General features: G+C 70.7%; 20 protein-coding genes. 9 read left to right on the forward strand and 11 right to left on the reverse strand.

Going from position 1 to position 24,366, the window contains the following annotated elements:
* Positions 1-55: 55 nt before the first annotated feature.
* Genes J7I98_RS12005 through pdhA (J7I98_RS12015) form a run of 3 tightly spaced genes read right to left on the reverse strand, consistent with a single transcriptional unit; the run spans position 56 to position 3,644 of the window.
* A complete protein-coding gene (locus J7I98_RS12005; protein ID WP_214920635.1) occupies positions 56-1,483 on the reverse strand; it encodes a dihydrolipoamide acetyltransferase family protein in 1,428 nt (475 codons plus the stop codon).
* Positions 1,484-1,497: 14 nt separating this feature from the next.
* Positions 1,498-2,478 carry an alpha-ketoacid dehydrogenase subunit beta gene (locus tag J7I98_RS12010; protein ID WP_214920636.1) on the reverse strand — a complete coding sequence of 327 codons (981 nt, stop codon included), beginning with the start codon at positions 2,476-2,478 and terminating at the stop codon, positions 1,498-1,500.
* Positions 2,479-2,480: 2 nt separating this feature from the next.
* Positions 2,481-3,644 carry a pyruvate dehydrogenase (acetyl-transferring) E1 component subunit alpha gene (pdhA, locus tag J7I98_RS12015; RefSeq protein WP_214920637.1) on the reverse strand — a complete coding sequence of 388 codons (1,164 nt, stop codon included), beginning with the start codon at positions 3,642-3,644 and terminating at the stop codon, positions 2,481-2,483.
* A 325-nt stretch (positions 3,645-3,969) separates the two neighbouring features.
* Here pdhA (J7I98_RS12015) and J7I98_RS12020 point away from each other — a divergent pair, with 325 nt between their 5' ends.
* The 3 genes from J7I98_RS12020 to J7I98_RS12030 all read left to right on the forward strand — a co-directional run bounded on the left by J7I98_RS12020 (position 3,970) and on the right by J7I98_RS12030 (position 6,249).
* Positions 3,970-4,635 carry a response regulator transcription factor gene (locus J7I98_RS12020; RefSeq protein WP_214920638.1) on the forward strand — a complete coding sequence of 222 codons (666 nt, stop codon included), beginning with the start codon at positions 3,970-3,972 and terminating at the stop codon, positions 4,633-4,635.
* A gap of 132 nt (positions 4,636-4,767) precedes the next feature.
* Complete coding sequence (locus J7I98_RS12025) at positions 4,768-5,184, forward strand: pyridoxamine 5'-phosphate oxidase family protein (RefSeq protein WP_214920639.1); 417 nt, start codon at positions 4,768-4,770, stop codon at positions 5,182-5,184.
* A gap of 15 nt (positions 5,185-5,199) precedes the next feature.
* On the forward strand, positions 5,200-6,249 hold the full coding sequence (locus tag J7I98_RS12030) for a phosphotransferase (RefSeq protein WP_214920640.1): 1,050 nt from the start codon (positions 5,200-5,202) through the stop codon (positions 6,247-6,249).
* A gap of 37 nt (positions 6,250-6,286) precedes the next feature.
* Here J7I98_RS12030 and J7I98_RS12035 read toward each other — a convergent pair whose 3' ends face one another.
* On the reverse strand, positions 6,287-7,927 hold the full coding sequence (locus J7I98_RS12035) for a protein kinase (protein WP_214920641.1): 1,641 nt from the start codon (positions 7,925-7,927) through the stop codon (positions 6,287-6,289).
* A 307-nt stretch (positions 7,928-8,234) separates the two neighbouring features.
* On the opposite strand from J7I98_RS12035, the gene J7I98_RS12040 reads away from it, so the two are divergent.
* The 6 genes from J7I98_RS12040 to J7I98_RS12065 all read left to right on the forward strand — a co-directional run bounded on the left by J7I98_RS12040 (position 8,235) and on the right by J7I98_RS12065 (position 15,869).
* Positions 8,235-9,929, forward strand: a complete 1,695-nt coding sequence (locus J7I98_RS12040; RefSeq protein ID WP_214920642.1) for a protein kinase — start codon at positions 8,235-8,237, stop codon at positions 9,927-9,929.
* 181 nt (positions 9,930-10,110) lie between these two features.
* Positions 10,111-10,815 (forward strand): hypothetical protein, encoded by a 705-nt coding sequence (locus J7I98_RS12045; RefSeq protein ID WP_214920643.1) that lies wholly within the window; start codon positions 10,111-10,113, stop codon positions 10,813-10,815.
* A gap of 84 nt (positions 10,816-10,899) precedes the next feature.
* Positions 10,900-11,616 (forward strand): PadR family transcriptional regulator, encoded by a 717-nt coding sequence (locus J7I98_RS12050; RefSeq protein WP_214920644.1) that lies wholly within the window; start codon positions 10,900-10,902, stop codon positions 11,614-11,616.
* Between the two features lie 39 nt (positions 11,617-11,655).
* Entirely contained in the window at positions 11,656-12,396 is a 741-nt protein-coding gene (locus J7I98_RS12055) for an ABC transporter ATP-binding protein (protein ID WP_214920645.1), read from the forward strand.
* Entirely contained in the window at positions 12,393-15,227 is a 2,835-nt protein-coding gene (locus tag J7I98_RS12060) for an ABC transporter permease (RefSeq protein WP_214920646.1), read from the forward strand. The genes J7I98_RS12055 and J7I98_RS12060 overlap by 4 nt, the downstream gene beginning before the upstream one ends.
* Before the next feature lie 102 nt (positions 15,228-15,329).
* Positions 15,330-15,869 (forward strand): bacterial proteasome activator family protein, encoded by a 540-nt coding sequence (locus J7I98_RS12065; protein ID WP_214920647.1) that lies wholly within the window; start codon positions 15,330-15,332, stop codon positions 15,867-15,869.
* A gap of 105 nt (positions 15,870-15,974) precedes the next feature.
* Here J7I98_RS12065 and J7I98_RS12070 read toward each other — a convergent pair whose 3' ends face one another.
* From J7I98_RS12070 to pdhA (J7I98_RS12100), 7 genes are all read right to left on the reverse strand, one after another.
* The gene (locus tag J7I98_RS12070) at positions 15,975-16,955 is read right to left on the reverse strand and encodes an NAD(P)H-quinone oxidoreductase (RefSeq protein WP_214920648.1); all 981 of its coding nucleotides are present in this window, start codon (positions 16,953-16,955) and stop codon (positions 15,975-15,977) included.
* Positions 16,956-16,985: 30 nt separating this feature from the next.
* Positions 16,986-18,059 (reverse strand): TrkA family potassium uptake protein, encoded by a 1,074-nt coding sequence (locus J7I98_RS12075; RefSeq protein WP_214920731.1) that lies wholly within the window; start codon positions 18,057-18,059, stop codon positions 16,986-16,988.
* 20 nt (positions 18,060-18,079) lie between these two features.
* On the reverse strand, positions 18,080-19,498 hold the full coding sequence (locus J7I98_RS12080) for a molybdopterin molybdotransferase MoeA (protein WP_214920732.1): 1,419 nt from the start codon (positions 19,496-19,498) through the stop codon (positions 18,080-18,082).
* Between the two features lie 227 nt (positions 19,499-19,725).
* Positions 19,726-20,601 carry an NTP transferase domain-containing protein gene (locus J7I98_RS12085; RefSeq protein ID WP_214920649.1) on the reverse strand — a complete coding sequence of 292 codons (876 nt, stop codon included), beginning with the start codon at positions 20,599-20,601 and terminating at the stop codon, positions 19,726-19,728.
* 128 nt (positions 20,602-20,729) lie between these two features.
* Entirely contained in the window at positions 20,730-22,055 is a 1,326-nt protein-coding gene (locus tag J7I98_RS12090) for a dihydrolipoamide acetyltransferase family protein (protein WP_214920650.1), read from the reverse strand.
* The gene (locus J7I98_RS12095; protein WP_214920651.1) at positions 22,055-23,089 is read right to left on the reverse strand and encodes an alpha-ketoacid dehydrogenase subunit beta; all 1,035 of its coding nucleotides are present in this window, start codon (positions 23,087-23,089) and stop codon (positions 22,055-22,057) included. Before J7I98_RS12095 ends, J7I98_RS12090 begins: the two co-directional genes overlap by 1 nt.
* A complete protein-coding gene (gene pdhA / locus J7I98_RS12100; protein WP_214920652.1) occupies positions 23,086-24,234 on the reverse strand; it encodes a pyruvate dehydrogenase (acetyl-transferring) E1 component subunit alpha in 1,149 nt (382 codons plus the stop codon). The genes J7I98_RS12095 and pdhA (J7I98_RS12100) overlap by 4 nt, the downstream gene beginning before the upstream one ends.
* Between the last annotated feature and the right edge of the window lie 132 nt (positions 24,235-24,366).

Genomic DNA, 24,366 nt, shown 5'->3' on the forward strand with positions numbered 1-24,366 from the left:
ATGACAGTGCCCCGCCGGGGGATCCCGGCGGGGCACTGTCATACGTAAGGCCGGATCAGGCCCAGGTGATCAGGCGCCTCGGCTGTTCCAGTATGGCCGCCGTGTCCGCCAGGACCCTGGAGCCCAGTTCGCCGTCGACCAGCCGGTGGTCGAAGGAGAGGGCGAGGGTGGTGACCTGACGGGGCTTGACCTTGCCCTTGTGGACCCACGGCTGGAGCTTGATCGCGCCGACCGCGAGGATCGCGGACTCCCCCGGGTTGAGGATCGGCGTACCGGTGTCGACGCCGAAGACGCCGACATTGGTGATGGTCACCGTGCCGCCCTGCATCGCCGCGGGCGACGTCTTGCCCTCGCGGGCCGTCGCCACCAACTCGCCGAGCGCGGAGGCCAGTTCCGGCAGGGTCTTGGCCTGGGCGTCCTTGATGTTCGGGACGATCAGGCCGCGCGGGGTGGCGGCGGCGATGCCCAGGTTCACGTACTCCTTCTGCACGATCTCCTGGTTCGCCTCGTCCCAGGCGGCGTTGACGGCCGGGTTGCGCTTGATCGCCACGAGGAGCGCCTTGGCGATCAGGAGCAGCGGGTTGACCCGCAGGCCCGCCATGTCCTTGTCGGACTTCAGCTCTTCGACGAGCTTCATCGTGCGCGTGATGTCGAAGGTGATGAACTCCGTGACGTGCGGCGCGGTGAACGCGCTGTTCACCATGGCCGCCGCGATCGCCTTCCGTACGCCCTTGATGGGTGTACGGGTCTCCCGGGCGCCCGGGGTCACAGCGGCCGGCTCCGGCGCAGCAACCGCAGCAACGGGGGCGGGCTCCGGGGCGGGTGCCGCGACCGGCTCAGGCTGTACGGAGGCCGCCGCCGCGTGGACGTCCTCGCGGGTGATGATCCCGTCACGGCCGGTCGGCGTGACCGTGGCCAGGTCGATGCCCAGGTCCTTGGCGAGCTTGCGGACCGGGGGCTTGGCCAGCGGGCGGAACTCGGGTACGGCCGCCGCCTCGCCGTGGCCGTTGAGTTCCACCTGCACCGCGGCCGCCGCCTTGGCGGCCTCCGGGGACGCCGCCGCGCCCTTGCGCGCACGACGCTTCGTGCTCGCTTCGGACACGCCGTAGCCGACCAGCACGGGCTGGCGGGCCGCGGGCTTGGCTTCCTCAGCGGGGGCGGAGGGAGCAGGGGCGGGCTCCGGCGTCGCCGCCGGAGCGGGGGCAGGCGCCTCCGTGCCCGGCGCCACGTCCACCGTAATGATCACCTGGCCGACATCGACCGTCACGCCCTCGCCGAAGCGAAGCTCGTGCACGACACCGTCGAAGGGGATGGGGAGTTCGACGGCGGCCTTCGCCGTCTCGACCTCGCACACCACCTGGCCGTCGGTGACGGTGTCGCCCGGCTGGACGTACCACTTGAGGATCTCGGCCTCGGTGAGCCCCTCGCCCACATCGGGCATCTTGAACTCGCGAAAACGCTGGGAAGTCGCAGAATCAGTCATCGTCACGGCTCTCCTCAGTACGCAAGCGAGCGGTCGACGGCGTCGAGTACCCGGTCGAGTCCCGGCAAGTACTCCTCCTCCAGGCGCGCGGGCGGGTACGGCGCATGGAAGCCACCGACCCTCAGAACCGGCGCCTCGAGGTGGTAGAAGCACCGCTCCGTGATGCGAGCGGCGATCTCCGCGCCCGAACCGTAGAAGACCGGCGCTTCGTGGACGACGACCAGGCGGCCGGTCTTCTCGACCGACGTCTGGATCGTGTCGAAGTCGATCGGGGACATCGACCGCAGGTCGAGGACTTCGAGGGACTTGCCCTCCTCCTCCGCCGCCGCTGCCGCCTCCTGGCAGACCTTCACCATCGGACCGTACGCCGCAAGGGTCAGGTCGGACCCGGCCCGCGTGACGCGGGCCTTGTGGAGCGGGCCCGGGATGGCTTCCACGTCGACTTCGGCCTTGTCCCAGTAGCGCCTCTTCGGCTCGAAGAAGATCACCGGGTCGTCGCTCTGGATGGCCTGCTGCATCATCCAGTACGCATCGGACGAGTTGGACGGCGAGACCACCTTGAGGCCGGCGACGTGCGCGAACAGCGCCTCCGGGGACTCGCTGTGGTGCTCGACCGCGCCGATCCCGCCGCCGTACGGAATGCGGATGACGACGGGCAGCTTGATCTTGCCGAGCGAGCGGGCGTGCATCTTCGCGAGCTGCGTGACGATCTGGTCGTACGCGGGGAAGACGAAACCGTCGAACTGGATCTCCACGACCGGCCGGTAGCCGCGCAGCGCGAGACCGATAGCCGTGCCGACGATGCCGGACTCGGCGAGCGGGGTGTCGATGACCCGCTCCTCGCCGAAGTCCTTCTGGAGGCCGTCCGTCACACGGAAGACTCCGCCGAGCTTTCCGACGTCCTCGCCCATGATGAGGACCTTGGGGTCGGTTTCGAGGGCCTTGCGCAGCGACTCGTTGATCGCCTTCGCGAGCGGCAACTTCTGTACGGACATGACTAGTTGCCCTTCTCGGACGAAGCGGCTTCGGCGAAGGACGCCTGGTACTCGGCGAACTGTGCGCGCTCCTCGTCGACGAGGGCATGGCCGTCCGCGTAGACGTTCTCGAAGATCGCCATCTGGTCCGGGTCGGGCATCGCGCGCACCGCCTCGCGGACCCGCTTGCCGAGGGTCTCGCTCTCGGCTTCGAGCTCGGTGAAGAACGCCTCGTCGGCGAAGCCCTCGTTCTCCAGGTACGTACGCAGGCGCAGGATCGGGTCCTTCGCCTCCCACGCCTCGCGCTCCTCGTCGGCCCGGTACTTGGTCGGGTCGTCGGAGGTGGTGTGCGCGCCCATCCGGTACGTGAAGGCCTCGACCAGCGTCGGACCCTCGCCCCGGCGGGCCCGCTCCAGTGCGGAACGGGTCACGGCCAGGCAGGCAAGGACGTCGTTGCCGTCGACGCGGACGCCGGGGAAGCCGTAGCCCTGTGCGCGCTGGTAGAGCGGGACGCGGGTCTGCCGCTCGGTGGGCTCGGAGATCGCCCACTGGTTGTTCTGGCAGAAGAAGACGACCGGGGCGTTGTAGACCGCGGAGAAGGTGAACGATTCAGCGACATCGCCCTGGCTGGAGGCACCGTCGCCGAAGTACGCGATGACCGCGGAGTCCGCGCCGTCCTTGGCGACACCCATCGCGTAACCGGTCGCATGCAGCGTCTGCGAGCCGATGACGATCGTGTACAGATGGAAATTGTTGGTGTTGGGGTCCCAGCCACCGTGGTTCACGCCACGGAACATTCCCAGCAAATTGGTCGGGTCGACGCCCCGGCACCAGGCGACACCGTGCTCGCGGTACGTCGGGAAGACGTAGTCGTCGTCACGGAGAGCGCGGCCGGAGCCGATCTGGGCCGCCTCCTGGCCGAGCAGCGAGGCCCACAGGCCCAGCTCGCCCTGGCGCTGGAGTGAGGTGGCCTCGGCGTCGAAGCGACGGGTCAGAACCATGTCCCGGTACAGACCGAGCATTTCGTCCGGGGTCAGGTCGATCGCGTAGTCCGGGTGCTCGACACGCTCGCCCTCGGGGGTGAGCAGCTGTACGAGCTCCGGCTCGGAACGCTGGGGTTTCTTGGCGCTGACGCGCTTGGTGCTGCTGCGTCGCGGCTTACGCGCGGCAGTGCTCTCCACGGTCACGTGCGTGCTCCTCCGTCTGTCCGGCCCCCGGGGTCTGCCGGTGGCCAGTGCGGCTCACCTGTTTGCGTCCTCGTGCACGGGGTGGGTGCGACTCGGCCTGGAACAGGCGTGACAGGTGCCCCGGCGAGCGCCCTGACAAAAGCACGTTACCCAGTGCTTCGCATAACTGCGAAACCCCATTTGACCTGCGATTTTGCTTGGATTTCCAAGTAAATCGAAGAATTCGGGAACAACCACTGGTCACAGCCTTGCAGGCCGCCGGAACAACGGCACGTTATCCCGGCGACCTACGGCACGGGAAGAGTTCTTGTGTGACGATAACGGCGTGCACGAAGACGGAAAAATCACTGTATTTCTCGTTGACGACCACGAGGTGGTCCGACGCGGTGTCCATGAGCTCCTCTCCGTCGAGGACGACATCGAGGTGGTCGGCGAAGCCGGTACGGCCGAAGATGCGCAGGTCAGGATCGTTGCGACGCGTCCCGACGTCGCCGTGCTCGACGTACGGCTGCCGGACGGAAGCGGCGTGGAGGTGTGCCGCGAGGTCAGATCACAGAATGAGGACATCAAATGCCTCATGCTGACCTCGTTCGCCGACGACGAGGCCCTTTTCGACGCGATCATGGCCGGTGCCTCGGGTTACGTACTCAAAGCGATCCGCGGAAATGAGCTGCTGGCGGCCGTACGCGACGTAGCCGCGGGCAAGTCGCTGCTCGACCCGGTGGCGACGGCGAGCGTCCTGGAGCGGCTGCGCTCGGGCGACAGCTCCAAGGGCGGCGACAGCAGGCTCGCGAACCTCACCGACCAGGAGCGCAAGATCCTCGACCTGATCGGCGAGGGCCTGACGAACCGGGTGATCGGCGAGCGGCTGCACCTCGCGGAGAAGACGATCAAGAATTACGTCTCCAGTCTGCTGTCCAAGCTGGGCATGGAGCGCCGCTCGCAGGCCGCGGCGTACGTCGCGCGAAAGCAGGCGGAGGAGCGTCGCTGACGCACGGCACCGACGACCGCCGCGCCGCGGACCCGCCATTGCCGATCCACGGCCCGCCTTGACCGAACCGGGACCTTATTCGGGACTTCCGTCCCTTTTCCGCCCGCCTGCCGGTGGCCGAGGGTTAGACGTATGTCCTCCGAGGAACTCCGCGCCATCGAACTCCTGCGCCGCGTCCCGTACGGCCGAGTCGCGACGAGCATGCGGGCCCTGCCCTTCCTGGCCGTCGCCCGGCACATCGTCGTGAACGGCCGTGTGCTGCTGCGTACGCACGCCGGCTTCAACCACCACCAGGCCTGCAACGGCAGCGTGGTGGCGTACGGGGCGGACAACTTCAACTCCGGTGCCGCCGACATGTGGTCCGTGCAGTTCACCGGCACCGCCGAGGTCTTCGAGCCCTCCCATGCCGAGCTGGAGCTGTTCGGCCGGGGCCCGCATTCTGTCGACGGCGAGCTCTTCGAGCCCGTCCATATGCGCATCGAGCCGCAGTTCGTCACCGTGCACACACTGAATGGCGCCCCCGAGCGACGGTTCGAGTACGCCCTGTGATCTAACATCTGGCGGGTGCCACGCTCATCTGCGGCCTCCGCCCCCGCACCCCCGCCGCCCGTCGGCGCCCTTCTGCGCCGCTATGCGAACAAGGGCGAACCGCTCTCCTGCGAGCCCGTGACCCAGGGCCTGCTCAACCACGGCTACCGCCTCGTCACGACCCGCGGCGATTTCTTCCTCAAGCACCACCTCGACAGCGACCGCGAAACGATCAGACGCCAGCACCGCGCCACCCGCCACCTCCAGGCCTTCGGCGTCCCCGTCGCCCCGCCCGTCGAGGACGCGGACGGCGGCACGGTCACGGTCATCGGCGGCCGCTGCTACGCCCTGCACCCCTGGATCGAGGGCCGGCACCGGGACGGCGCGCAGCTCACGACGGCGGAATCCCGGCGGCTCGGGGCACTGCTGGGACGCGTGCACACCTGCCTCGACCGCGTGATGGTCGACCGCGCGACGGACCCCACCGACCCCGCCGACGCGGGCGGCCCCACCGATTCGGCCAACCCCGCGGACACGTACGCGCTGATCGACGAGCTGCTGACGCTGGCGCGCGGACGGCGGCCCCGGGACACCTTCGACGTACTGGCGGAACACCGGCTCCTGGAGCGCCGCACCCTGCTGGAGCGGCACGCCCACCGGCGGCCCCCGCCGGTCGACGAGCCCGCCACGGGGTGGGTGCACGGCGACTTCCACCCGCTGAATCTGCTGTACCGGGGCGCCGAGCCCGCCGCGATCGTCGACTGGGACCGGCTCGCCGTACAGCCGCGCGCGGAGGAGGCGGTACGGGCCGCGGCGATCTTTTTCGTACGGCCGGACGGGGAGCTGGAGCTGGCGAAGGTACGGGCGTACGCGGGCGCCTACCGGCGCGCGGCCGGGGCGGGGGCGGAGGAGCTGGCCGCCGCGGTGCACCGGGTGTGGTGGGAGCGGCTCAACGACTTCTGGATACTGCGCTGGCGCTACCAGCTGCACGACCAAAGGGCCGACCCGCAGTTTCCTGCGGCGTCGGCCCTGGCGGTCTGGTGGACGAGGGAGTACGAGGCGGTGTGCGAGGCGTTCGCGGCGTAGCCGCCTCCCGTCGGCGCTCCCGGCGTCCCGCCCGGTGTCAGGGCGCGGTGCCGCCCGCGTCCGTGCCGCCCGCGTCCGTACCACCGGTGTCCGTGCCGCCGGTGTCCGTACCACCGGTGTCCGTACCACCGGTGTCCGTGCCGCCCGTGTCCGTGCCGCCGTCGTCCGTGCCACCGACGTCCGTGCCACCGTCGTCCGTACCGCCCTCGGTGGTGCTGCCACCGTCGGTGGTGCCCGGGTCGGTCTCCGTCGGCGTCGACGGTGTGTCGCTGGGCGTGCCGGACGGCGTACTGCTGGGCGTGTACGACGGGGTGTACGAGGGGGTGTAGCTCGGCTGCTGATGGCCGCCGGTCGACGTGCCCGGGTCGGTGTCCGCGGAGGTCTCGTCGTCCGAGGGCGTCGGGGACTTCTTGTCCGACTTGGTCGGGCTGGGGGAGACCGTCTGGGTGTCGTCCTTGTCGTTCTTCGTTCCGGTGCTGCCCGCCCGGTCCAGTGCGAAAGCGACACCGGCGGCGATCGCGATGATCGCGAGCACCGCGAAGATCCACATCTTGCCGCGGCCGCCCCTGCCGCCGCCGTGCCCGCCGTCGTACGCCCCGTCGTCCGGGTTCATCGGCGGCAGCATCGCGCCGCCCGCCCGCATCTGGGAGGTCTCGCCGTGGTTCGGGTGGCCGAGGGCCGTGGTCGCGTACGTGCCGCCGGCGGGGGTGGCACCGCCCTCGTGCATCTCCACGGGGCCGGTGTTCCACACGCCGGTGTGGCTGCCCTGCTCCTGGAGCATCGACAGGCCGTACTGGACCAGGCCGCGCATCTCCTCGGCGCTCTGGAACCGGTCGTCCGGGTCCTTCGCGAGGGAGCGCATGACGAGCCCGTCGAGCTCGGGCGGCGCCACGTCCGACATTTCGGACGGCGGAACGGGGATGTCCTGGACGTGCTGGTAGACCACCGACAACGGTGTCTCACCAGTGAAAGGCGGCCGCAGAGCAAGCAGCTCGTACAGCAGACAGCCGGTCGCGTACAGGTCGGAACGGTGGTCGACGGCCTTGCCCAGCGCCTGCTCCGGGGAGAGGTACTGAGGCGTTCCCATGACCATGCCGGTCTGCGTCATCGTCGACTGCGCGCCGTGCAGGGCACGGGCGATGCCGAAGTCCATGACCTTGACGGCGCCGCTGTGCGTGATGATCACGTTCGCGGGCTTGATGTCGCGGTGCACGATGCCGTGCTGGTGGCTGTACGCGAGCGCTTCGAGGACGCCGGAGACGATGATCAGCGCCTGCTCGGGGCCGGGGGCCTCCGCGTTCTGCAGCAGCTCGCGGATCGTGCGGCCCTCGACGAGCTCCATCACGATGTAGGGGACAACGCTCGGGCCGACCTGGTCCTCGCCGGAGTCGTACACGGCGACGACGGAGTGGTGGTTGAGCCCGGCGACCGACTGTGCCTCACGCGTGAAGCGGGCCTTGGAGACCGGGTCCTCGGCGAGGTCGGAGCGCAGCAACTTCACGGCGACGGTGCGGCCGAGCCGTACGTCTTCGGCGGCGAAGACCTCCGCCATGCCGCCGCGGCCGAGGCGGTGCGTCAGCCGGTAGCGGCCATCACCGACCAATCCGCCCATACCCCACGCTTCAGGCGCGTCCGACACACCGCCGCCGTTTCCCTCGGGTTCGGGTTCGGGTGCCATCAGTCCTCGCCGTCGTTTCTGTCCGCGTCTGCGGTGGTCCTGGGGGCCCCAGTCGGTCCTGTTGGGCCAATTGGTGGGCCTAGGTGCTCCGCCACGCCACGCTACAGCCTCCGCGCGACGCTCCGGTTCGAGATGGACCGGCCATCAAACCCGTTGCCGATGTACCCATGCAAATTCCGGACCCGTGCTGTAACGCTTCCGCGACGCTTCTTGCGCGTACGGTCACGGAACGGGCACCGCGCTTGACGTGTCAGTGCCCTCGGGCAGACTTGGCCCGTAAATCTTGCGCTGAGGGGGAAGCACAGTAATGAGCCAGGACGGCGGACAGGGCCGCTACGCGGGCGGCTCGGTCGCGGGCGGGCGGTACCAACTGCGCGACCTGCTCGGTGAAGGCGGAATGGCGTCGGTGTACCTCGCGTACGACTCCGCGCTGGACCGCCAGGTGGCCATCAAGACGCTGCACACGGAGCTGGGGCGGGAGCAGTCGTTCCGCGAACGGTTCCGGCGCGAGGCGCAGGCGGTCGCCAAGCTCTCCCACACCAACATCGTCTCCGTCTTCGACACGGGCGAGGACGAGCTCGACGGCGCGCTGATGCCGTACATCGTCATGGAGTACGTCGAGGGGCAGCCGCTCGGCTCCGTACTCCAGGCGGACATCGCGCAGTACGGCGCGATGCCGGCCGACAAGGCACTGAAGATCACGGCGGACGTGCTGGCGGCGCTGGAGACCAGCCACGAAATGGGCCTGGTCCACCGCGACATCAAGCCCGGCAACGTCATGATGAACAAGCGCAACGTCGTCAAGGTCATGGACTTCGGCATCGCGCGCGCCATGCAGTCCGGTGTCACGTCGATGACGCAGACCGGCATGGTCGTCGGTACGCCGCAGTACCTCTCCCCCGAGCAGGCGCTGGGGCGCGGCGTCGACGCGCGCTCCGACCTCTACTCGGTCGGCATCATGCTCTTCCAACTGGTCACGGGGCGGCTGCCGTTCGACGCGGATTCGCCGCTCGCCATCGCATATGCGCACGTCCAGGAGGAGCCGGTGGCTCCTTCCTCGATCAACCGGTCGATTCCGCCGGCGGTCGACGCGCTGGTCGCGCGGGCGCTGAAGAAGAACCCGAACGAGCGTTTTCCGAGCGCTGCGGCGATGCGCGACGAGTGCGCGCGGGTGTCCGGGTCGGGCCAGACGGGCGCGGCGCCGATGATCGTCGCCGGGGGCCCTGCGCAGAGCGGCTCCGGGGTCGGTTCGGCGGTCTTCCCGCCGGTCGACCAGACGGGCCACCCCCAGCCGGGCGCCGTCCAGAGCCCGTACCAGCCGACGCCGGGCCCGTACGGTCCGCCGACGCCGGCGCCGACTCCCGCTCCTTCGCAGGGGTACGGCTACCCGACTCCGGCGCCGATGCCGTACGCGACGCACGGGATGCAGGGCGGCGGCGTGCAGGGCGGCATGCAGGGCTCTGGCATGCAGGGTGCGCAGACTCCGCCGCCGTACACCATGTCGCCCACTTCGGCCGGTCACGGCGGGGGCGGCGGTGGCAGCCGTAACAACATGCCGGTGATCGTGGGCGCGATCGCGGTCGTGCTGCTGGCGCTCGGCGGTCTGATCGCGGCGATCTCGATGGACAAGGACCCTGACGACAACAACACCGAGGCCAACGGCACCGGTGAGACGAGTCAGACCGAGACGGACACCGATTCCGAGGACCACAAGGGCCCGGACCGCACCAGGACGATGAAGACCACCGAATGCTCCCCGGGTCGCGAGTCCGCCACGGACCCGGAGAAGGTCGTGGTGCCGAGCTTCCTCTACAAGGACATCCTTTCCGTCAAGGCCTGTCTCCAGGCGGCGGGCTGGCAGATCAAGGAGACCAAGGTCGACGACCCCACCTGGGGCGAGGACCTTGTGGTCAACCAGTACCCGAAGAGCGGCTCGGACGTCGACCCGGACGACTTCACGGTCGAGGTGGAGATCTCCACGGGCGACGCGCCGCAGGACTAGAACACGTTTGAGCCCGAGGATCGGGGCCCACTGCGCATATCGCGCGGCGGGCCCCCTTTCGTGTGACTCAGCGTGCCGGAAATATGCCGTTATGTGAACCTGATCCTGGTATCTCGGCGAGTACGGGAGGCGGCATCCCATGGCTCCTAGGCTCCGCCCACGGCGTGGGACGGTCCAGGTGGTGGCAGTGGGGGTGATGGGCGTGCTGATGTTGCCGCCGTGTGCGGCGTACGCCGCCGAGCCCACGCCCGGCGGGACCCACGGCATCGAGCCCCTGCCCGGCGGGGCGTACGCCGTCGAACCCACACCCGGCGGGGAGTACGCCGTCGAGCCCAGGCCCAGCTTCCAGCCGCAGCCGGGGTTCAGCGCCCCTGAGCGCCCCTTCGCGTCCGTACCGGCTCCTTCCGGCAGCCTGGCGGGGCGGCCTGCCGGAGAGGGGCGTACGCGGCCGGGGAGGGACCCGGGGGACAGTGCGCCCGGGTCGGCGACACCCGGCGGGAGTGCGCCGGCCACTGAGGAGCCGGAATCGCCCAGTGCGAGCGCGAGCCCTTCGGGCAGCCCGGGCGATACGTCCGGTCCCTCCGCATCCGCGTCCTCGTCCGCTTCTGCCTCCGCGTCGGCGTCGGCGTCCGGGAGCGCCTCTGGCACCCCCCGTAAGTCGTACGCGCCCAAGCCTCCGCCCGTACACGAAGAGGCCGGGGAGGAGCACGTACAGGGGCCGGTCGCCTCGCCCTCCCCACCCTCGGACGACGCCGCGCCCAAGGCCTCCGACCAGGCCATGGAGGAGACCGAACCGCTGGGCATCCATGTGCTGCCGCTGGGCGCGGGGGTGGTGCTGGTGGGGCTCGGAGTGGGGTTTCTGGGGCTGAGGTTGCGGCGTAACTGAGGCGCACGTCCCCCTCAAGGCCTATGCGCGACGTCCGTCTCAGGTCGGTTGCCCTCGGCGGCATACCCGGTATACATACTCAGTATGTCGATCCGTCACGGGCTACTCGCCCTTCTTGAGCACGGCCCCCGTTACGGCTCCCAGCTCCGTACCGAGTTCGAGTCGCGCACCGGCGCGACGTGGCCGCTCAACGTCGGCCAGGTCTATACGACCCTCAGCCGCCTGGAACGCGACGGCATGGTCGCCCAGGACGGCGAGGACGACGCGGGACACGCGCTGTACGCGATCACCGAGGTGGGCCGGGGCGAGCTGAGGAGCTGGTTCGAGAGGCCCGTCGACCGCACCAGTCCGCCCCGCGACGAGCTGGCCATCAAGCTCGCCATGGCCGTCGGTGCCCCCGGCGTCGACATCCGGGCCGTCATCCAGGCGCAGCGCCACGCCACCCTCAAGGCGATGCAGGACTACACGCGCCTGAAGGCCCAGGCCCTGGTCGCCGTCGAAAGCGGTGACGGCGGCGGCGATGAGGGGCGCGACGACGTCGCCTGGCTGCTCGTACTGGAACAGCTGATCTTCCAGACGGAGGCCGAGGCACGCTGGCTCGACCACTCCGAATCCCGGCTGGCCCGGCTCTCCGCGGCGGCCGCGCGCAGGGCCGCGAACGCTCCGGCCGCACCTGCTGCACCTGCTGTATCTCCCGCACCTCCCGCATCTGGTGCACCCACAGACCCGGCAGACCCTGTCGGCGGTACCGAATCACGTACCGCCCGTACTGCCTCAACCGCTCGCAGCGCACGGCGATAAGCGCGGCGCACGACCACCCATCCCAGGGGGACTTTCTCCATGCCCGACCAGTCACAGCAGCCTGTGCTGCAACTTGAGCAGCTGACCCGCGTCCACGGCAGCGGCGCCACCGAAGTGCACGCCCTGCGCGGCGTCAACCTCTCCGTGTTCCCCGGTGAACTCGTTGCCGTCATGGGCCCGTCGGGCTCCGGCAAGTCCACGCTGCTCACCATCGCGGGCGGCCTCGACAGCCCCACCTCCGGGCGGGTCGTCGTCGAAGGTACGGACATCACGACCGCCGGCCGCAAGGAGCTCGCCACGCTGCGCCGCCGCAGCATCGGCTACGTCTTCCAGGACTACAACCTCATCCCGGCCCTGACCGCCGCCGAGAACGTCGCCCTGCCGCGCGAGCTGGACGGCATATCCGCGCGCAAGGCCCGCGTCACGGCCGTCGCAGCGCTGGAGGAGATGGGCCTCGGCGAGCTCGCCGACCGCTTCCCGGACGAGATGTCCGGCGGCCAGCAGCAACGCGTCGCCATCGCCCGCGCCCTGGTCGGCGACCGCCGCCTCGTCCTCGCCGACGAACCGACCGGCGCCCTGGACTCCGAGACGGGCGAGTCCGTACTCGCCCTGCTGCGCGCCCGTTGCAACGCGGGCGCGGCGGGCATCCTCGTCACCCACGAACCGCGCTTCGCGGCCTGGGCCGACCGGGTCGTCTTCCTGCGTGACGGCTCCGTCGTCGACGAGACCCTGCGCAGCCAGGCCGACTCGCTGCTCTCGAGGCAGGCGGCCGCACAGTGAACCGTTGGTACAACTCATGGGTGGCGGCGGTGCGCATCGCCCGCCGCGACGCCTGGCGCTTCAAGGGACGCAGTTCCCTCGTACTCGCCATGATCGCTCTGCCGATCCTCGGTGTGAGCGCCGTCGATCTGACGCTGCGCAGCGCCGAGCTCTCCACCGAGCAGCAGCTGGAGCGCCAACTGGGCGCGGCCGATGCCCGGATGACCGACCCCGGCATGGGCGGCGAGCCGATCTACCAGGCCCCCGACGGCATCAGCAACGCGCCGGTGAAGGACTTCGAGGACCAGGTCTGGCCGAGCGGGAGCGGTGACATCCCGGCGGCAATCCCCGCCGGCGCGAAGACGCTCAAGGACTCCAACGGCAGCGGAAAGCTCCGTACCGAGCACGGCCTGCTCAACACCACGATCCGTGAGCTGGACGCGAACAACCCCATGGCCAGGGGCATCATGACCCTCGACCAGGGCCGCTTCCCCGAGAAGGCCGGCGAAGTCGCGGCGACCACCCACTTCCTGGAATCCAGCGGCCTGAAGGTCGGCTCCACGCTCGCCGCTCGCGGGCTCGACACCGAATTCCGGATCGTCGGCGCGTACGAACTCCCCGACTCGCTGAAGGCCGACGAGGTCAACGCACCACCCGGCACATTCCTGGCACCGCTCGACAAGGCGCTGAAGGCCGACGGCCTCAACGGCACGGAGACCAGCACCACATACCTGGTCTCGGTCGGCGGCGACGGTTTCACGTGGAACATGGTCAAGAAGGCCAACACCCGCGGTATCGCCGTGGTTTCGCGGACCGTGGCCCTCAACCCGCCTGCCGACTCCGAGGTGCCGCTCTACAAGCTGGAGGGCTGGGGTGACTACGAGGAGAGCGCGGCCTCCAAGGCCGCGGCGCTCGCCGCAGTCGGCACCGTCGTGGGCCTCGCCATGCTGGAGATCTGCCTGCTGGCCGGACCCGCGTTCGCGGTCGGCGCCCGGCGCTCCCGCCGTCAGCTCGGCCTGGTCGGCGCCAACGGCGGCGACCGGCGCCACATCCGCGCCATCGTGCTCTCCGGCGGCCTGGTCATCGGCGTCGCCGCGGCCGTCGTCGGAACGCTGCTCGGCGTGCTCCTCACCTTCGCGCTGCGGCCGCTGCTCGAGGGCTACATGGGCAAGCGGTTCGGCAGCTTCGACATCCGCCCGCTGGAACTGTTCGGCATCGGCCTGCTCGCCGTTCTCACCGGCCTGCTCGCCGCGATCGTCCCGGCCATCACCTCGTCCCGGCAGACCGTGCTGGCCTCGCTGACCGGCCGTCGCGGTGTACGCCGGTCCAGCCGCGTCCTGCCCGTCATCGGCCTGATCGCCACCGGCCTGGGCGTCGCCATCGTCCTGTACGGAGCCACGGCGACCGACAGCGTCACCATCGTCGCGGGCGGCAGCGCCCTTGCCGAGCTGGGCGTCGTCGCGCTCACCCCCGCGCTGGTCGGCCTCTTCGGCCGGCTGGGCGGCCATCTGCCGCTGTCCCCGCGCCTCGCCCTGCGCGACGCCGTACGCAACCGGGGCCGTACGGCCCCCGCCGTCGCCGCGGTGCTGGCCGCTGTCGCGGGCACGGTCGCGGTGGCGACGTACGCCGCGAGCGACGACCTCCAGCGGCGCACCGAGTACCAGGCGGCGCTGCCGCACGGGGCGGTGACCATCCTGAACACCGAGGGCGGCGGCCGCGATGTCCCGGCCGTACGCGCGGCCGTCCAGAAACACTTCCCCGTCGACGTACGCGCCGATGTGGACAGGATCGTCGTGGGCGACGCCAACTGCGAGCCGTACAGCAGCCGAAAGAGCTGCGGGCGGTACGAGATCTTCACGCCCAAGGCCAACCGCTGCCCCCTGTGGACGTCGACCGACATGGACGACTTCTCGGCGGCGGAGCGCCGCAAGCTGGCCAAGGACTGGCGCTGCGAGGAGAACGGGCACTACGCCGAGCAGGACACCCTCATCGCCGACGAGAAGCTGCTCGCGGTCCTCGCCATCGACGATCCGGGGGCCGTCAATGCCCTCAAGAGCGGCAAGGCCGTCTCCTTCGACCGGCGCAATGTCGTGAAGGGGAAGATCGGCATCAAGGTGATCACCGACGTCGAGAAGGCGGATCTCCTCGCCCAGGACGGCAAGGACGCACCCGGCGCGGTCAAGTCGTTCGCCGTCCACCAGACCGCCGCATCGGTCAAGGCGTACGGCGTGAAGGTCATCCTGCCGCGCGAGGCCGCGAAGGCCGCCGGGCTCACCACCGCCCCGTACGGTGCGTACTTCTCGACGGACAAGCTGCCGAGCGACACGCAGCGCCAGGAGCTCGACGGGGCGCTCGACGCGCTGGGCGCCGATGGCGGTCTGTACCTCGAAAAGGGCTACACCAGCGAAAACAGCATCGTCCTGCTGGCCCTCACCGTCTTCGCCGGACTGGTCACCATCGGCGCGGCCGGCATCGCGACGGGCCTCGCCCAGACCGACGCCGAGCCCGATCTGAAGACCCTCGCGGCGGTCGGCGCACCTCCGCGGGTGCGCAGGACGCTGAGCGGTTTCCAGTGCGGAGTAGTTGCCGCGATGGGCGTGGTCCTCGGCTCGGCGGCGGGCGTACTGCCCGCGGTCGGACTGCGGCTGACCGAGGAACGGGCACAGCTGAAGTGGTACGAGGAGGCACTGGACCAGGGCATGGGCGGCGTGCGCGACCTGCCGTACGTCCCGATCGTCGTCCCCTGGGAGACCCTCGCGGCCCTGCTCGTCGCCGTACCCGTGGGCGCGGCGCTGCTGGCGGCGCTGGTCACCAGGTCCCGTACCGCGGTGGCGCGGCGCGCGGCGGGATAGCGCTCATCTGAGCGAATGCTTTCCCGTGCCCCCGTACAGGGTGGATCACCTCTGTACGGGGGCACACCGTGTTGTGACGCCGGTGTACGAGAGAATGGCGGCATGGAGATGCCGAGGAGTGAACGGTCGCAGGAGAACCCCCAGATTCTTGTCGTGGGACAGGACGGAATGGCTCTCGGCGGCGGTGACGACGAGTCGCGCGAGGTGCCAGTGACGGACATGGTCGAACAGCCCGCAAAGGTCATGCGCATCGGCAGCATGATCAAGCAGCTCCTGGAGGAGGTCCGGGCGGCTCCTCTGGACGAGGCGAGCCGGGTACGGCTCAAGGACATCCACGCCAGCTCGGTGAAGGAGCTGGAAGACGGGCTTGCGCCCGAGCTGGTCGAGGAGTTGGAGCGGCTCTCCCTGCCCTTCACCGACGAGGCGATCCCGTCCGAGGCGGAACTGCGCATCGCGCAGGCCCAGCTGGTCGGCTGGCTCGAAGGTCTCTTCCACGGCATCCAGACCGCGCTGTTCGCCCAGCAGATGGCTGCACGGGCGCAGTTGGAGCAGATGCGCCGGGCGCTTCCGCCTGGCGTGAGCCACGAGGACGACGGCCATGACGACGGGCACGGTCCGGTGCGCTCGGGTCCGTACCTTTAAGCGCCCTGCCCTCCACGCATAGAGACACACGTACGACGAGAGGCCCTCCCCGCTGTCCGGCGGGGAGGGCCTCTCGCTTGCTCGCTTGCTTACTTGCTCGCCGGCTCAGCTTGTGGCCAGCAGGATTTTGCCGACGTGCTCGCCTGCGGCCAGCGCCCTGTGGGCCTCCGCGGCCTCGGACATCGGCAGGATCCGGTCCACCACGGGGTGTACGCGGCCCGTGCCGATCAGCGGCCACACATGCTCCCGGACCGCGGCGACGATCGCCGCCTTCTCGCCCAGCGGGCGTGCCCGCAGCGTCGTCGCCGTGATCGCGGCGCGCTTCTTCAGCAGCGCGCTCAGGTTCAGCTCGCCCTTCACCCCGCCCTGGAGGCCGATGATCGTGAGGCGCCCGTTGACGGCGAGCGCCTTCACGTTCCCGTCCAGGTACTTCGCGCCGATGATGTCGAGGATGACGTCCGCGCCGTAGCCGTCCGTGGCCTTGCGGAGTTCCTGTACGAAGTCCTGCTCGCGGTAGTCGATGAGGATGTCCGCGCCCAGCTCCGCGCAGCGGGCCAGCTTGTCCTGACCGCCTGCGGTGACCGCGACCCGCGCCCCGACCGCCTTGGCGAGCTGGATGGCCATCGTGCCGATGCCGCTCGCCCCGCCGTGCACCAGCAGCGTCTCACCGGGCCGCAGGTGGGCGATCATGAAGACGTTCGACCAGACCGTCGACGTCACCTCGGGCAGGGACGCCGCCGTGACGAGGTCTATGCCGTCGGGGAGGGGCAGCAGCTGCCCCACCGGTACGGCGACCTTCTCGGCGTACCCTCCGCCGCTCAGCAGCGCGCACACCTCGTCGCCGACCGCCCAGCCGGAAACCCCGGGGCCCAGCGCCGCGATACGGCCGGAGCATTCGAGGCCGGGGTACGGGGACGCGCCGGGCGGCGCGTCGTAGAAGCCCTGGCGTTGCAGCAGGTCGGCGCGGTTGACGGCGCTCGCGGCGACCTCGACGAGGACTTCTCCCTCGCCGGGCAACGGGTCAGGGACCTCCGCCCACACGAGTGCCTCGGGGCCACCGGGTTCAGGGATCGTGATCGCATGCATGGCCGCGAGGCTACTCCGCGCCCTGCCGCTCTAGTCCTTCACCGTCATCCGAAGATCGCCACCGATCGCCGTGCCGGGCGATACACGCACGATGGAGATCACCCGGTCCGTCAGCTGGAGCGGGCTGGCCTCCGGGTCGTCGTAACCGAGCAGCCGGTGTCCGCGCAGGACGCTCACCACCAGGTCATCGGTCTCCCGCACGCTGCGTCCGACCTCGGCCTTTATGACCGGCCGCTCGATGAGGTCGAGGCCGCTGCCCTGCTGGATCAGGTCCTCCATCACGGTGCCGGCGCTGGGGCTGAGCACGGACAGGCCGAGGAGCCGGCCGGCCGCGCTGGCGCTGGTGATGACGGCGTCGGCGCCGGACTGGCGGAGCAGCGGCGCGTTCTCCTCCTCGCGGACGGCGGCGACGATCTTCGCGCCCCTGTTGAGCTGGCGTGCGGTGAGCGTGACGAGGACCGCCGTGTCGTCGCGCTGCGTGGCGATGACGATCTGGCGGGCCCGCTGGAGTTCGGCACGGAGCAGTACGTCGCTGCGCGTCGCGTCGCCGACGACCCCCACGTAACCCTCTGCGTTGGCCGCTTCGACGACCTTCGCACTCGGGTCGACGATCACGATCTGGTCTTTGCGCAGCCCCACTGCCGAGAGGGTCTGGATCGCGGAACGGCCCTTCGTACCAAAGCCGACGACGACGGTGTGATCGCGCAACTGGCCCCTCCAGCGGTTGAGTCGCCACTCCTCCCGGGTGCGTTCGGTGAGAACTTCGAGAGTGGTGCCGACCAGGATGATCAGAAAAAGTACGCGCAGCGGCGTCACCAGCAGCACATTGGTGAGCCTGGCGGAATCGCTGTGCGGGACGATGTCGCCGTAACCCGTCGTGGAGAGGGTCACGGTGGCGTAGTAGACGGCGTCGAGGAGGTCGACCCGCTCGTCGGCGTTGTCGTGATAGCCCTCGCTGTCGATGTAGACGATGAGGACCGTCAGGGCCAGGACCCCTATCGCCATCAGCAGCCGCTTGCCGACCTGCCGCAGAGGGGTGTCGATGACGCGGCGCGGAAGCCGGATCCGGCTGGTGACGAGTTGCTCGTCGGCCTGCCTGGCCATCGCGTCGTGACCGGGAAGTTTCACGTGAAACGTCCTTCTGCCCAAGGCAGGTCGAGGATTTCCAGCTGCTGTCCGGCGGGTGCCCCGCCGGGCGGGATGACGGCCAGGCCGTCGGCTGCGGCGATTCCACGGAGCATGGCAGGCCCATTGAAATGCAACGGCACGGCCACCGTCTCCTGCCCATTGGTGGATCGGTGCACGACGGGCACGAGGCGGGTGTCGTGCGGGTGGCCGTTCACGTCGTCGCGTACGGGCGAGTGGTACGGCGCCGGGGCGGGCCGCTGGGCACGGGCCCGTAGGAAGGGCTCGGCGAGGGTGACGAGACCGGACACGGCGGCCAGCGGGTTGCCTGGCAGACCGACCAGGTAGCGGTCCTGTGCCAGCCGCGCCAGCAGCATTGGGTGGCCCGGGCGCACGGCGACACCGTCGACCAGCAGCTCGGCGCCCGCCTTGCGCAGGACCGGGTGGACGTGGTCGACGGGGCCCGAGGCCGTACCGCCCGTCGTGACGACGAGGTCGGCGTCGGATCCGGTGACAGCCCGGTGGAGTGCGTCGGCGTCGTCGCCGAGACGACGGGTGCCGATGACGTCGGCGCCGAGGGCATGCAGCCAGGGGGCGAGGAGGGGGCCCAGGGCATCGCGGACCATCCCGTCGTGCGGAAGCCCTGCGCTGAGCAACTCATCGCCCAGTACGAGCACTTCGACGCGGGGCCGGGGGACAGTGAGGAGCTCGTCGTAGCCCGCGGCCGCGGCAAGCCCGAGCACGGCGGGGGTCACAAGGGCCCCGGCAGGCAGGAGCCGGTCGCCGGTGCGGCACTCCTGGCCGCGGGGCCGGATGTCCTGCCCGTGCACCACCTCGCGCTGCGCGTAAAGCTGCCCCTTGGCTTCCTCCACGCGGGCGTGCTCGCTGCGGATCACCGCGGTGGCACCGACCGGGATGCGGGCGCCGGTGGCGATCCGTACGGCTTCGCCGTCGGCGAGCGGCTCGGGCGCGGCGTGGCCCGCGAGCACCCCGCTCCCTGCCTTGACGCGCCAAGGTCCCGGCCCGGCGACCGCCCAGCCATCCATGGCCGACGTATCGAAGGACGGCAGATCGGTAAGGGCACCGAGTGGCTCGGCGAGGACCTCGCCAAGAGCCGCACCCAGGGGCACGCGCCGCGCCCGGAGGGCGGCGCCACCACCGGCCCGGCCGGCAACGACGCGGGCTTCGGCCCAGGCAGTGACGCCGACGCGCGCCTGGGGCGAAGGAACGGCGTCCCGACCCGATGCGGCCACGGGCTGCTCCCTGACCAGCGCAAGCGCCTCGTCGACGTCAGCGTCTTCGTCAGCAGCCCCGGACCCGCCAGGGGCCGCGGAACGGGCTCCGGCGTCGGAGGTATCGGCGGCGGCTCCGGTTTCGGCGGCAGGGTCTCCGGCATGGGCGACGGCTCCAGCTCCCACTCCCGTGGCGGCGTCGGCTCCGGCGACGGAGGCAGGGGCGTGGAGACCGGGGGCGCGGGCGTCGGCTCCCGCCCCGGTGGCCTCCGCGACGGCTTCCGCACGGGTGGCGGGTGCGTCGGCGGCGGCGCCGAAACCGGTGGCGGAGGCTTCGGCTCGGGCTCCGGCCTCAGCCCCGGCCACCTCGCCGGCCCGGGTCTCTGCCGCCTCCGCGTCGCGGTCCCGGGCGATCACCCTCGGCCGGCTTCCTTGTCGTCCTGCCCGGGCTCGTCCTTGCCCTCTTCCGCCCAGCGGGCCGCCAGAGCGGCAGCCTTGCGAGCCGCTTCCGCAACGGCCTGCGGCTCGTCCCCGCCCGCCTTCGCCGCCGCGTAACCGACCAGGAACGTGGTGAGCGGCGCGGCGGGCCGGGCGACGCCGTGCGCGGCGTCGCGGGCGAGGTCGAGCAGGAGGCCGGTGTCGACATCGAGCTCGATGCCGAGTTCGTCCTTTACCGCGGTCATCCATTCATCCAGCACGTGTCCATGCTCCCTGATCCTGGCGCGGGCTGCCGCAATGTCTTCCCAGGTGTCGCAGTCGAAAGAGTCCAGAGGGCCGGCGTCGACGCGCACCATGTCCAGCTCGCGTGTGAGCAGCCGAAGCGGCAGCCCGGAGAGGTTCCCGTGCTCGGTGGCGAGAAGGGCGAGCTCGCGGCGCAGCGGCTCAGCGCGGTACGCGGCGACCAGCGGCTGATCGCGCCCGTCCGCATCCACCAGCAGGGCCGCTTCCTTCCCGCTCGCCTCCAGCGCGTCGAGCAGGCGCCCGACCGTCTCAGCCCCGATGAACGGCAGGTCGGCGGAGAGTACGAGCAGGCTCTCGGCGGCGGTACGCCGTACACCCGCGTCGAGCGCGGCCAGCGGTCCGCCACCGGCCGGCGCCTCCCGGGCCCATTCGACGGCCCGCACCGTTGCGCGCCGCCCGCCGACGACGACGGTCACCCCGGCCCCGCGGCACACCCCCAACACCCGGTCGAGCAGCGTCCGTCCGCCCACACGCACTCCGGGTTTGTCGGCTCCGCCCAGCCGCTTGGCGGCCCCTCCGGCAAGCACGATGGCGTCATACGCGGTCATCCCCCGAGTATGCGGTCCCCACGCCGATCTGCTCCCACCGGCCTCATAAGTCCCAACAGCACCGGGGCAAACGAACGCGTCCGCCTCCCTCCCGGGAGACGGACGCGCAAAAGAAGGGCCGTCGAGCGTTACAGCGTGCGCAGCAGCGTCGTCGGGTGCTCGACGCAGTCCGCCACGTAGCGCAGGAAGCCCCCCGCCGTGCCGCCGTCGCACACCCGGTGGTCGAAGGTCAGGGAAAGCTGAACGACCTTGCGGACCGCGAGTTCGCCCTCGTGGACCCACGGCTTGGGGACGATGCGGCCGACTCCGAGCATCGCCGCCTCCGGGTGGTTGATGATCGGCGTGGAGCCGTCGACCCCGAAGACCCCGTAGTTGTTCAGCGTGAACGTGCCGCCCGTCAGCTCCGCCGGAGTCAGCGTGCCCTTCCGTGCGGACTCCGTCAGCCTGGCGAATTCCGCGCTCAGCTCGTCGACGTTACGCGCATGGGCGTCCCGTACGACGGGGACGACCAGGCCCCGCTCCGTCTGCGCGGCGAAACCGAGGTGCACGCCGGGCAGGCGCACGATCTCGCGGGAGGCCATGTCCACCGTGGAGTTGAGCTCCGGGAAGCGGGCCAGGGCAGCCGTACAGATCCGGGCGAGGAGGGCGATCACCGAGACCGGCGGGCCGGCCGACATGTTCATGGCCGTACGGGCCGCCATGAGCTCGGTCGCGTCCGCGTCCACCCAGCAGGTGGCGTCCGGAATCTCCCGCCGGCTGCGCGACAGCTTGTCGGCCACGGCGCCGCGCATGCCCCGCAGCGGGACACGTTCACCGGCGAGGGCAGTCGCCGAAGAAGCAGAAGCCGCAGCAGAAGCAGGCACCGGCTCGGCCTCGCGCATCGCGCGCTCGACGTCGGACCGCAGGATCAGGCCGTCGGGCCCCGATCCCTTCAACTCCCGCAGATCCAGCCCGTTCTCCCGGGCCAGCCGTCGCACCAGCGGCGAAATCACCGGCACCGGCCCGGCCACCTCGTCCGTAACCACGGGCCTCGGCACGGTGGTTACGGGAGTGGCTGCGGCGCTCGCGGCAGCGGTCGCCGGCGCGGTCGGCCGTATACGCCGCCGCCGAGCCACCGCCGCCCCCGTGCCATACCCCACCAAGACGTTCCCCGAGCCCTCCGCCTCGCTGGAAGCGGCGCCCGCATCGGCACCCGCAGGCGCCGCCGAAGCCCCGACAGCGACCGTCAACAGGGGGGACCCGACCGGCAGTTCCGTGCCTTCCTCGCCGAAGCGGGCCGTCACCACGCCGCCGTACGGGCACGGCACCTCGACCATGGCCTTGGCCGTCTCGACCTCGACCACCGGCTGGTCGACGGCGACGACGTCGCCCACAGCCACCAGCCAGCGCACGATCTCCGCCTCGGTGAGCCCCTCGCCGAGGTCCGGCAGCTTGAATTCCAGGACCTGGGCCATCAGTTGTCCGCCTCCCACTGGAGCCGCGCGACCGCGTCCAGCACCCGGTCCACGCCGGGCAGATGGTGGCGCTCCAGCATCGGCGGCGGATACGGAATGTCGAACCCGGCGACCCGCAGCACCGGCGCCTCCAGGTGATGGAAGCACCGCTCGGTGACCCGGGCGGCGATCTCCCCGCCGGGCCCGCCGAAGCCGGTCGACTCGTGGACGACGACCGCGCGCCCGGTACGGCGTACCGACGCGGCCACCGTCTCGTCGTCGAAGGGCACCAGCGAGCGCAGGTCGACGACTTCGAGGTCCCAGCCCTCGGCCTCGGCGGCCTCCGCCGCCTCCATGCACACCGGCACGGAGGGCCCGTACGTGATGAGCGTCGCGCTGCGCCCGGAGCGCCGCACCACGGCCCGTCCGATGGGCTCGACGGCGGTGGGCGCGTCCGGCGACCACGCCGCCTTCGACCAGTAGAGCCGCTTCGGTTCCAGGAAGACCACGGGATCGTCCGACGCGATCGCCGCCCGCATCAGCCCGTACGCGTCCTCGACCGTCGACGGCGTCACGACATGGAGCCCCGGAGTCGCCATGTAGTAAGCCTCGGAGGAGTCGCTGTGGTGCTCGACCCCGCCGATCCCGCCGCCGTACGGAACGCGGATCACGAGCGGCATCGGCATGCCGCCGCGCGTGCGGTTGCGCATCCGTGCGACGTGGCTGATGAGCTGCTCGAACGCCGGGTAGGCGAACGCGTCGAACTGCATCTCGACGACCGGCCGCAGCCCGTACATCGCCATGCCGACCGCCGTGCCCAGGATCCCCGCCTCCGCGAGCGGCGTGTCCGTGCACCGGTCCTCGCCGAACTCCTTGACGAGGCCGTCGGTGACCCGGAAGACCCCGCCCAGCGCGCCGACGTCCTCGCCCATCACATGGACGGACGGGTCCTCGGCCATCGCGTCACGCAGTGCGCGCCCGAGTGCCTGGGCCATCGTCGCGGGCTTCGCGGCGAGAGCGGTGCCCGCCGCCGACGCACTCGCTGCCGTGGTCATCGTTCACCTTCCGCTTCGAGCTCGGCCCGCAGCAGGGCCTCCTGCTCCCTCAGCTGGGAGGTCTTCTCGGCGTAGACGTGCGCGAAGAGGTCCATCGGGTCGAGCACCGGGTCCGCGTTCATCCGCTCGCGCAGGTCCGCGGCCATGGTCTCGGCCGCCTCGCGCGCCTCCCGGATACCGTCGTCGTCAAGCATTCCGCGCTCCGTGAGCTCCCGCTCCAGCAGCTGAATCGGGTCGTGGGCCCGCCACGTCTCGACCTCGGCGTCACCCCGGTAGCGGGTCGCGTCGTCGGCGTTCGTGTGGGCCTCTATGCGGTACGTCACGGCCTCGACCAGCGTCGGACCGCCGCCGCGCCTGGCACGCTCCACGGCCTCGCCGAGGACCTCGTGCACGGCGGCGGCGTCGTTGCCGTCGACGAGCCGGCCGGGCATGCCGTACCCGACGGCCTTGTGGGCCAGGGAGGGCGCTGCGGTCTGCTTGGCCAGCGGCACGGAGATCGCGAAGCCGTTGTTCTGCACGAGGAAGACGACCGGTGCCTGCCATACGGCGGCGAAGTTCAGCGCTTCGTGGAAGTCGCCCTCGCTCGTACCCCCGTCGCCGACCATCGCGAGCGCGACCACGTCGTCGCCCTTGAGGCGCGCGGCGTGGGCCAGGCCCACCGCGTGCGGCAGCTGGGTCGCGAGCGGGGTGCAGAGCGGCGCTATGCGCTGCTCACGCGGGTCGTACCCGGTGTGCCAGTCGCCGCGCAGCAGCGTCAGCGCCTGTACGGGGTCGAGCCCGCGCGCCACGGCGGCGAGGGTGTCCCGGTAGCTCGGGAAGAGCCAGTCCCGGTCCTCCAGGACGAGGGCGGCCGCGACCTCGCAGGCCTCCTGCCCTGTGCTGGACGGGTAGACGGCGAGGCGGCCCTGCTTGGTGAGGGCCGTTGCCTGCGCGTTGTACCGGCGGCCCCGGACCAGCTCCGCGTACAGCCGCCGCATCAGCCCGGCGTCGAGCCGACCGGCGGCGTCGGTGCCGAGCACGCGGTACGGCTCGGTGTCAGGGAGCAGCGGTGCGGGGTCCGTGCGGGGCTTCCATGCCGGGGGAGGGGTAGGCATGTAGGCACCGGCGTCAGGCAGCTCCTGGACCGCCGTATTGCTCTTCTTCATCGCGTGCACCTCCTCGTGGGAGCGGTGGAAGAGGGCACGGCAATGTGGTGCGCCTCACCTACCGATTGTTCGGTCGAGGACGCATTTTGGCTACAGGCACCTTCAGCCTGTGGACAAACGGTTCTGCAGAGC

It is taken from the genome of Streptomyces sp. ISL-98 (assembly GCF_018614055.1).
GTDB classification, from domain to species: Bacteria; Actinomycetota; Actinomycetes; order Streptomycetales; family Streptomycetaceae; genus Streptomyces; species Streptomyces spiramyceticus.

What these genes read in the sequence shown, in the direction of transcription:
- J7I98_RS12005 (WP_214920635.1), bottom strand. Translation starts at nt 1,483, where the DNA reads ATGACTGATTCTGCGACTTCCCAGCGTTTTCGCGAGTTCAAGATGCCC.
- J7I98_RS12070 (WP_214920648.1), bottom strand. Translation starts at nt 16,955, where the DNA reads ATGCATGCGATCACGATCCCTGAACCCGGTGGCCCCGAGGCACTCGTG.
- J7I98_RS12035 (WP_214920641.1), bottom strand. Translation starts at nt 7,927, where the DNA reads ATGGCACCCGAACCCGAACCCGAGGGAAACGGCGGCGGTGTGTCGGAC.
- J7I98_RS12040 (WP_214920642.1), top strand. Translation starts at nt 8,235, where the DNA reads ATGAGCCAGGACGGCGGACAGGGCCGCTACGCGGGCGGCTCGGTCGCG.
- J7I98_RS12075 (WP_214920731.1), bottom strand. Translation starts at nt 18,059, where the DNA reads ATGGCCAGGCAGGCCGACGAGCAACTCGTCACCAGCCGGATCCGGCTT.
- pdhA (WP_214920652.1), bottom strand. Translation starts at nt 24,234, where the DNA reads ATGAAGAAGAGCAATACGGCGGTCCAGGAGCTGCCTGACGCCGGTGCC.
- J7I98_RS12055 (WP_214920645.1), top strand. Translation starts at nt 11,656, where the DNA reads ATGCCCGACCAGTCACAGCAGCCTGTGCTGCAACTTGAGCAGCTGACC.
- J7I98_RS12010 (WP_214920636.1), bottom strand. Translation starts at nt 2,478, where the DNA reads ATGTCCGTACAGAAGTTGCCGCTCGCGAAGGCGATCAACGAGTCGCTG.
- J7I98_RS12025 (WP_214920639.1), top strand. Translation starts at nt 4,768, where the DNA reads ATGTCCTCCGAGGAACTCCGCGCCATCGAACTCCTGCGCCGCGTCCCG.
- J7I98_RS12050 (WP_214920644.1), top strand. Translation starts at nt 10,900, where the DNA reads ATGTCGATCCGTCACGGGCTACTCGCCCTTCTTGAGCACGGCCCCCGT.
- J7I98_RS12065 (WP_214920647.1), top strand. Translation starts at nt 15,330, where the DNA reads ATGGAGATGCCGAGGAGTGAACGGTCGCAGGAGAACCCCCAGATTCTT.
- J7I98_RS12095 (WP_214920651.1), bottom strand. Translation starts at nt 23,089, where the DNA reads ATGACCACGGCAGCGAGTGCGTCGGCGGCGGGCACCGCTCTCGCCGCG.
- J7I98_RS12090 (WP_214920650.1), bottom strand. Translation starts at nt 22,055, where the DNA reads ATGGCCCAGGTCCTGGAATTCAAGCTGCCGGACCTCGGCGAGGGGCTC.
- J7I98_RS12085 (WP_214920649.1), bottom strand. Translation starts at nt 20,601, where the DNA reads ATGACCGCGTATGACGCCATCGTGCTTGCCGGAGGGGCCGCCAAGCGG.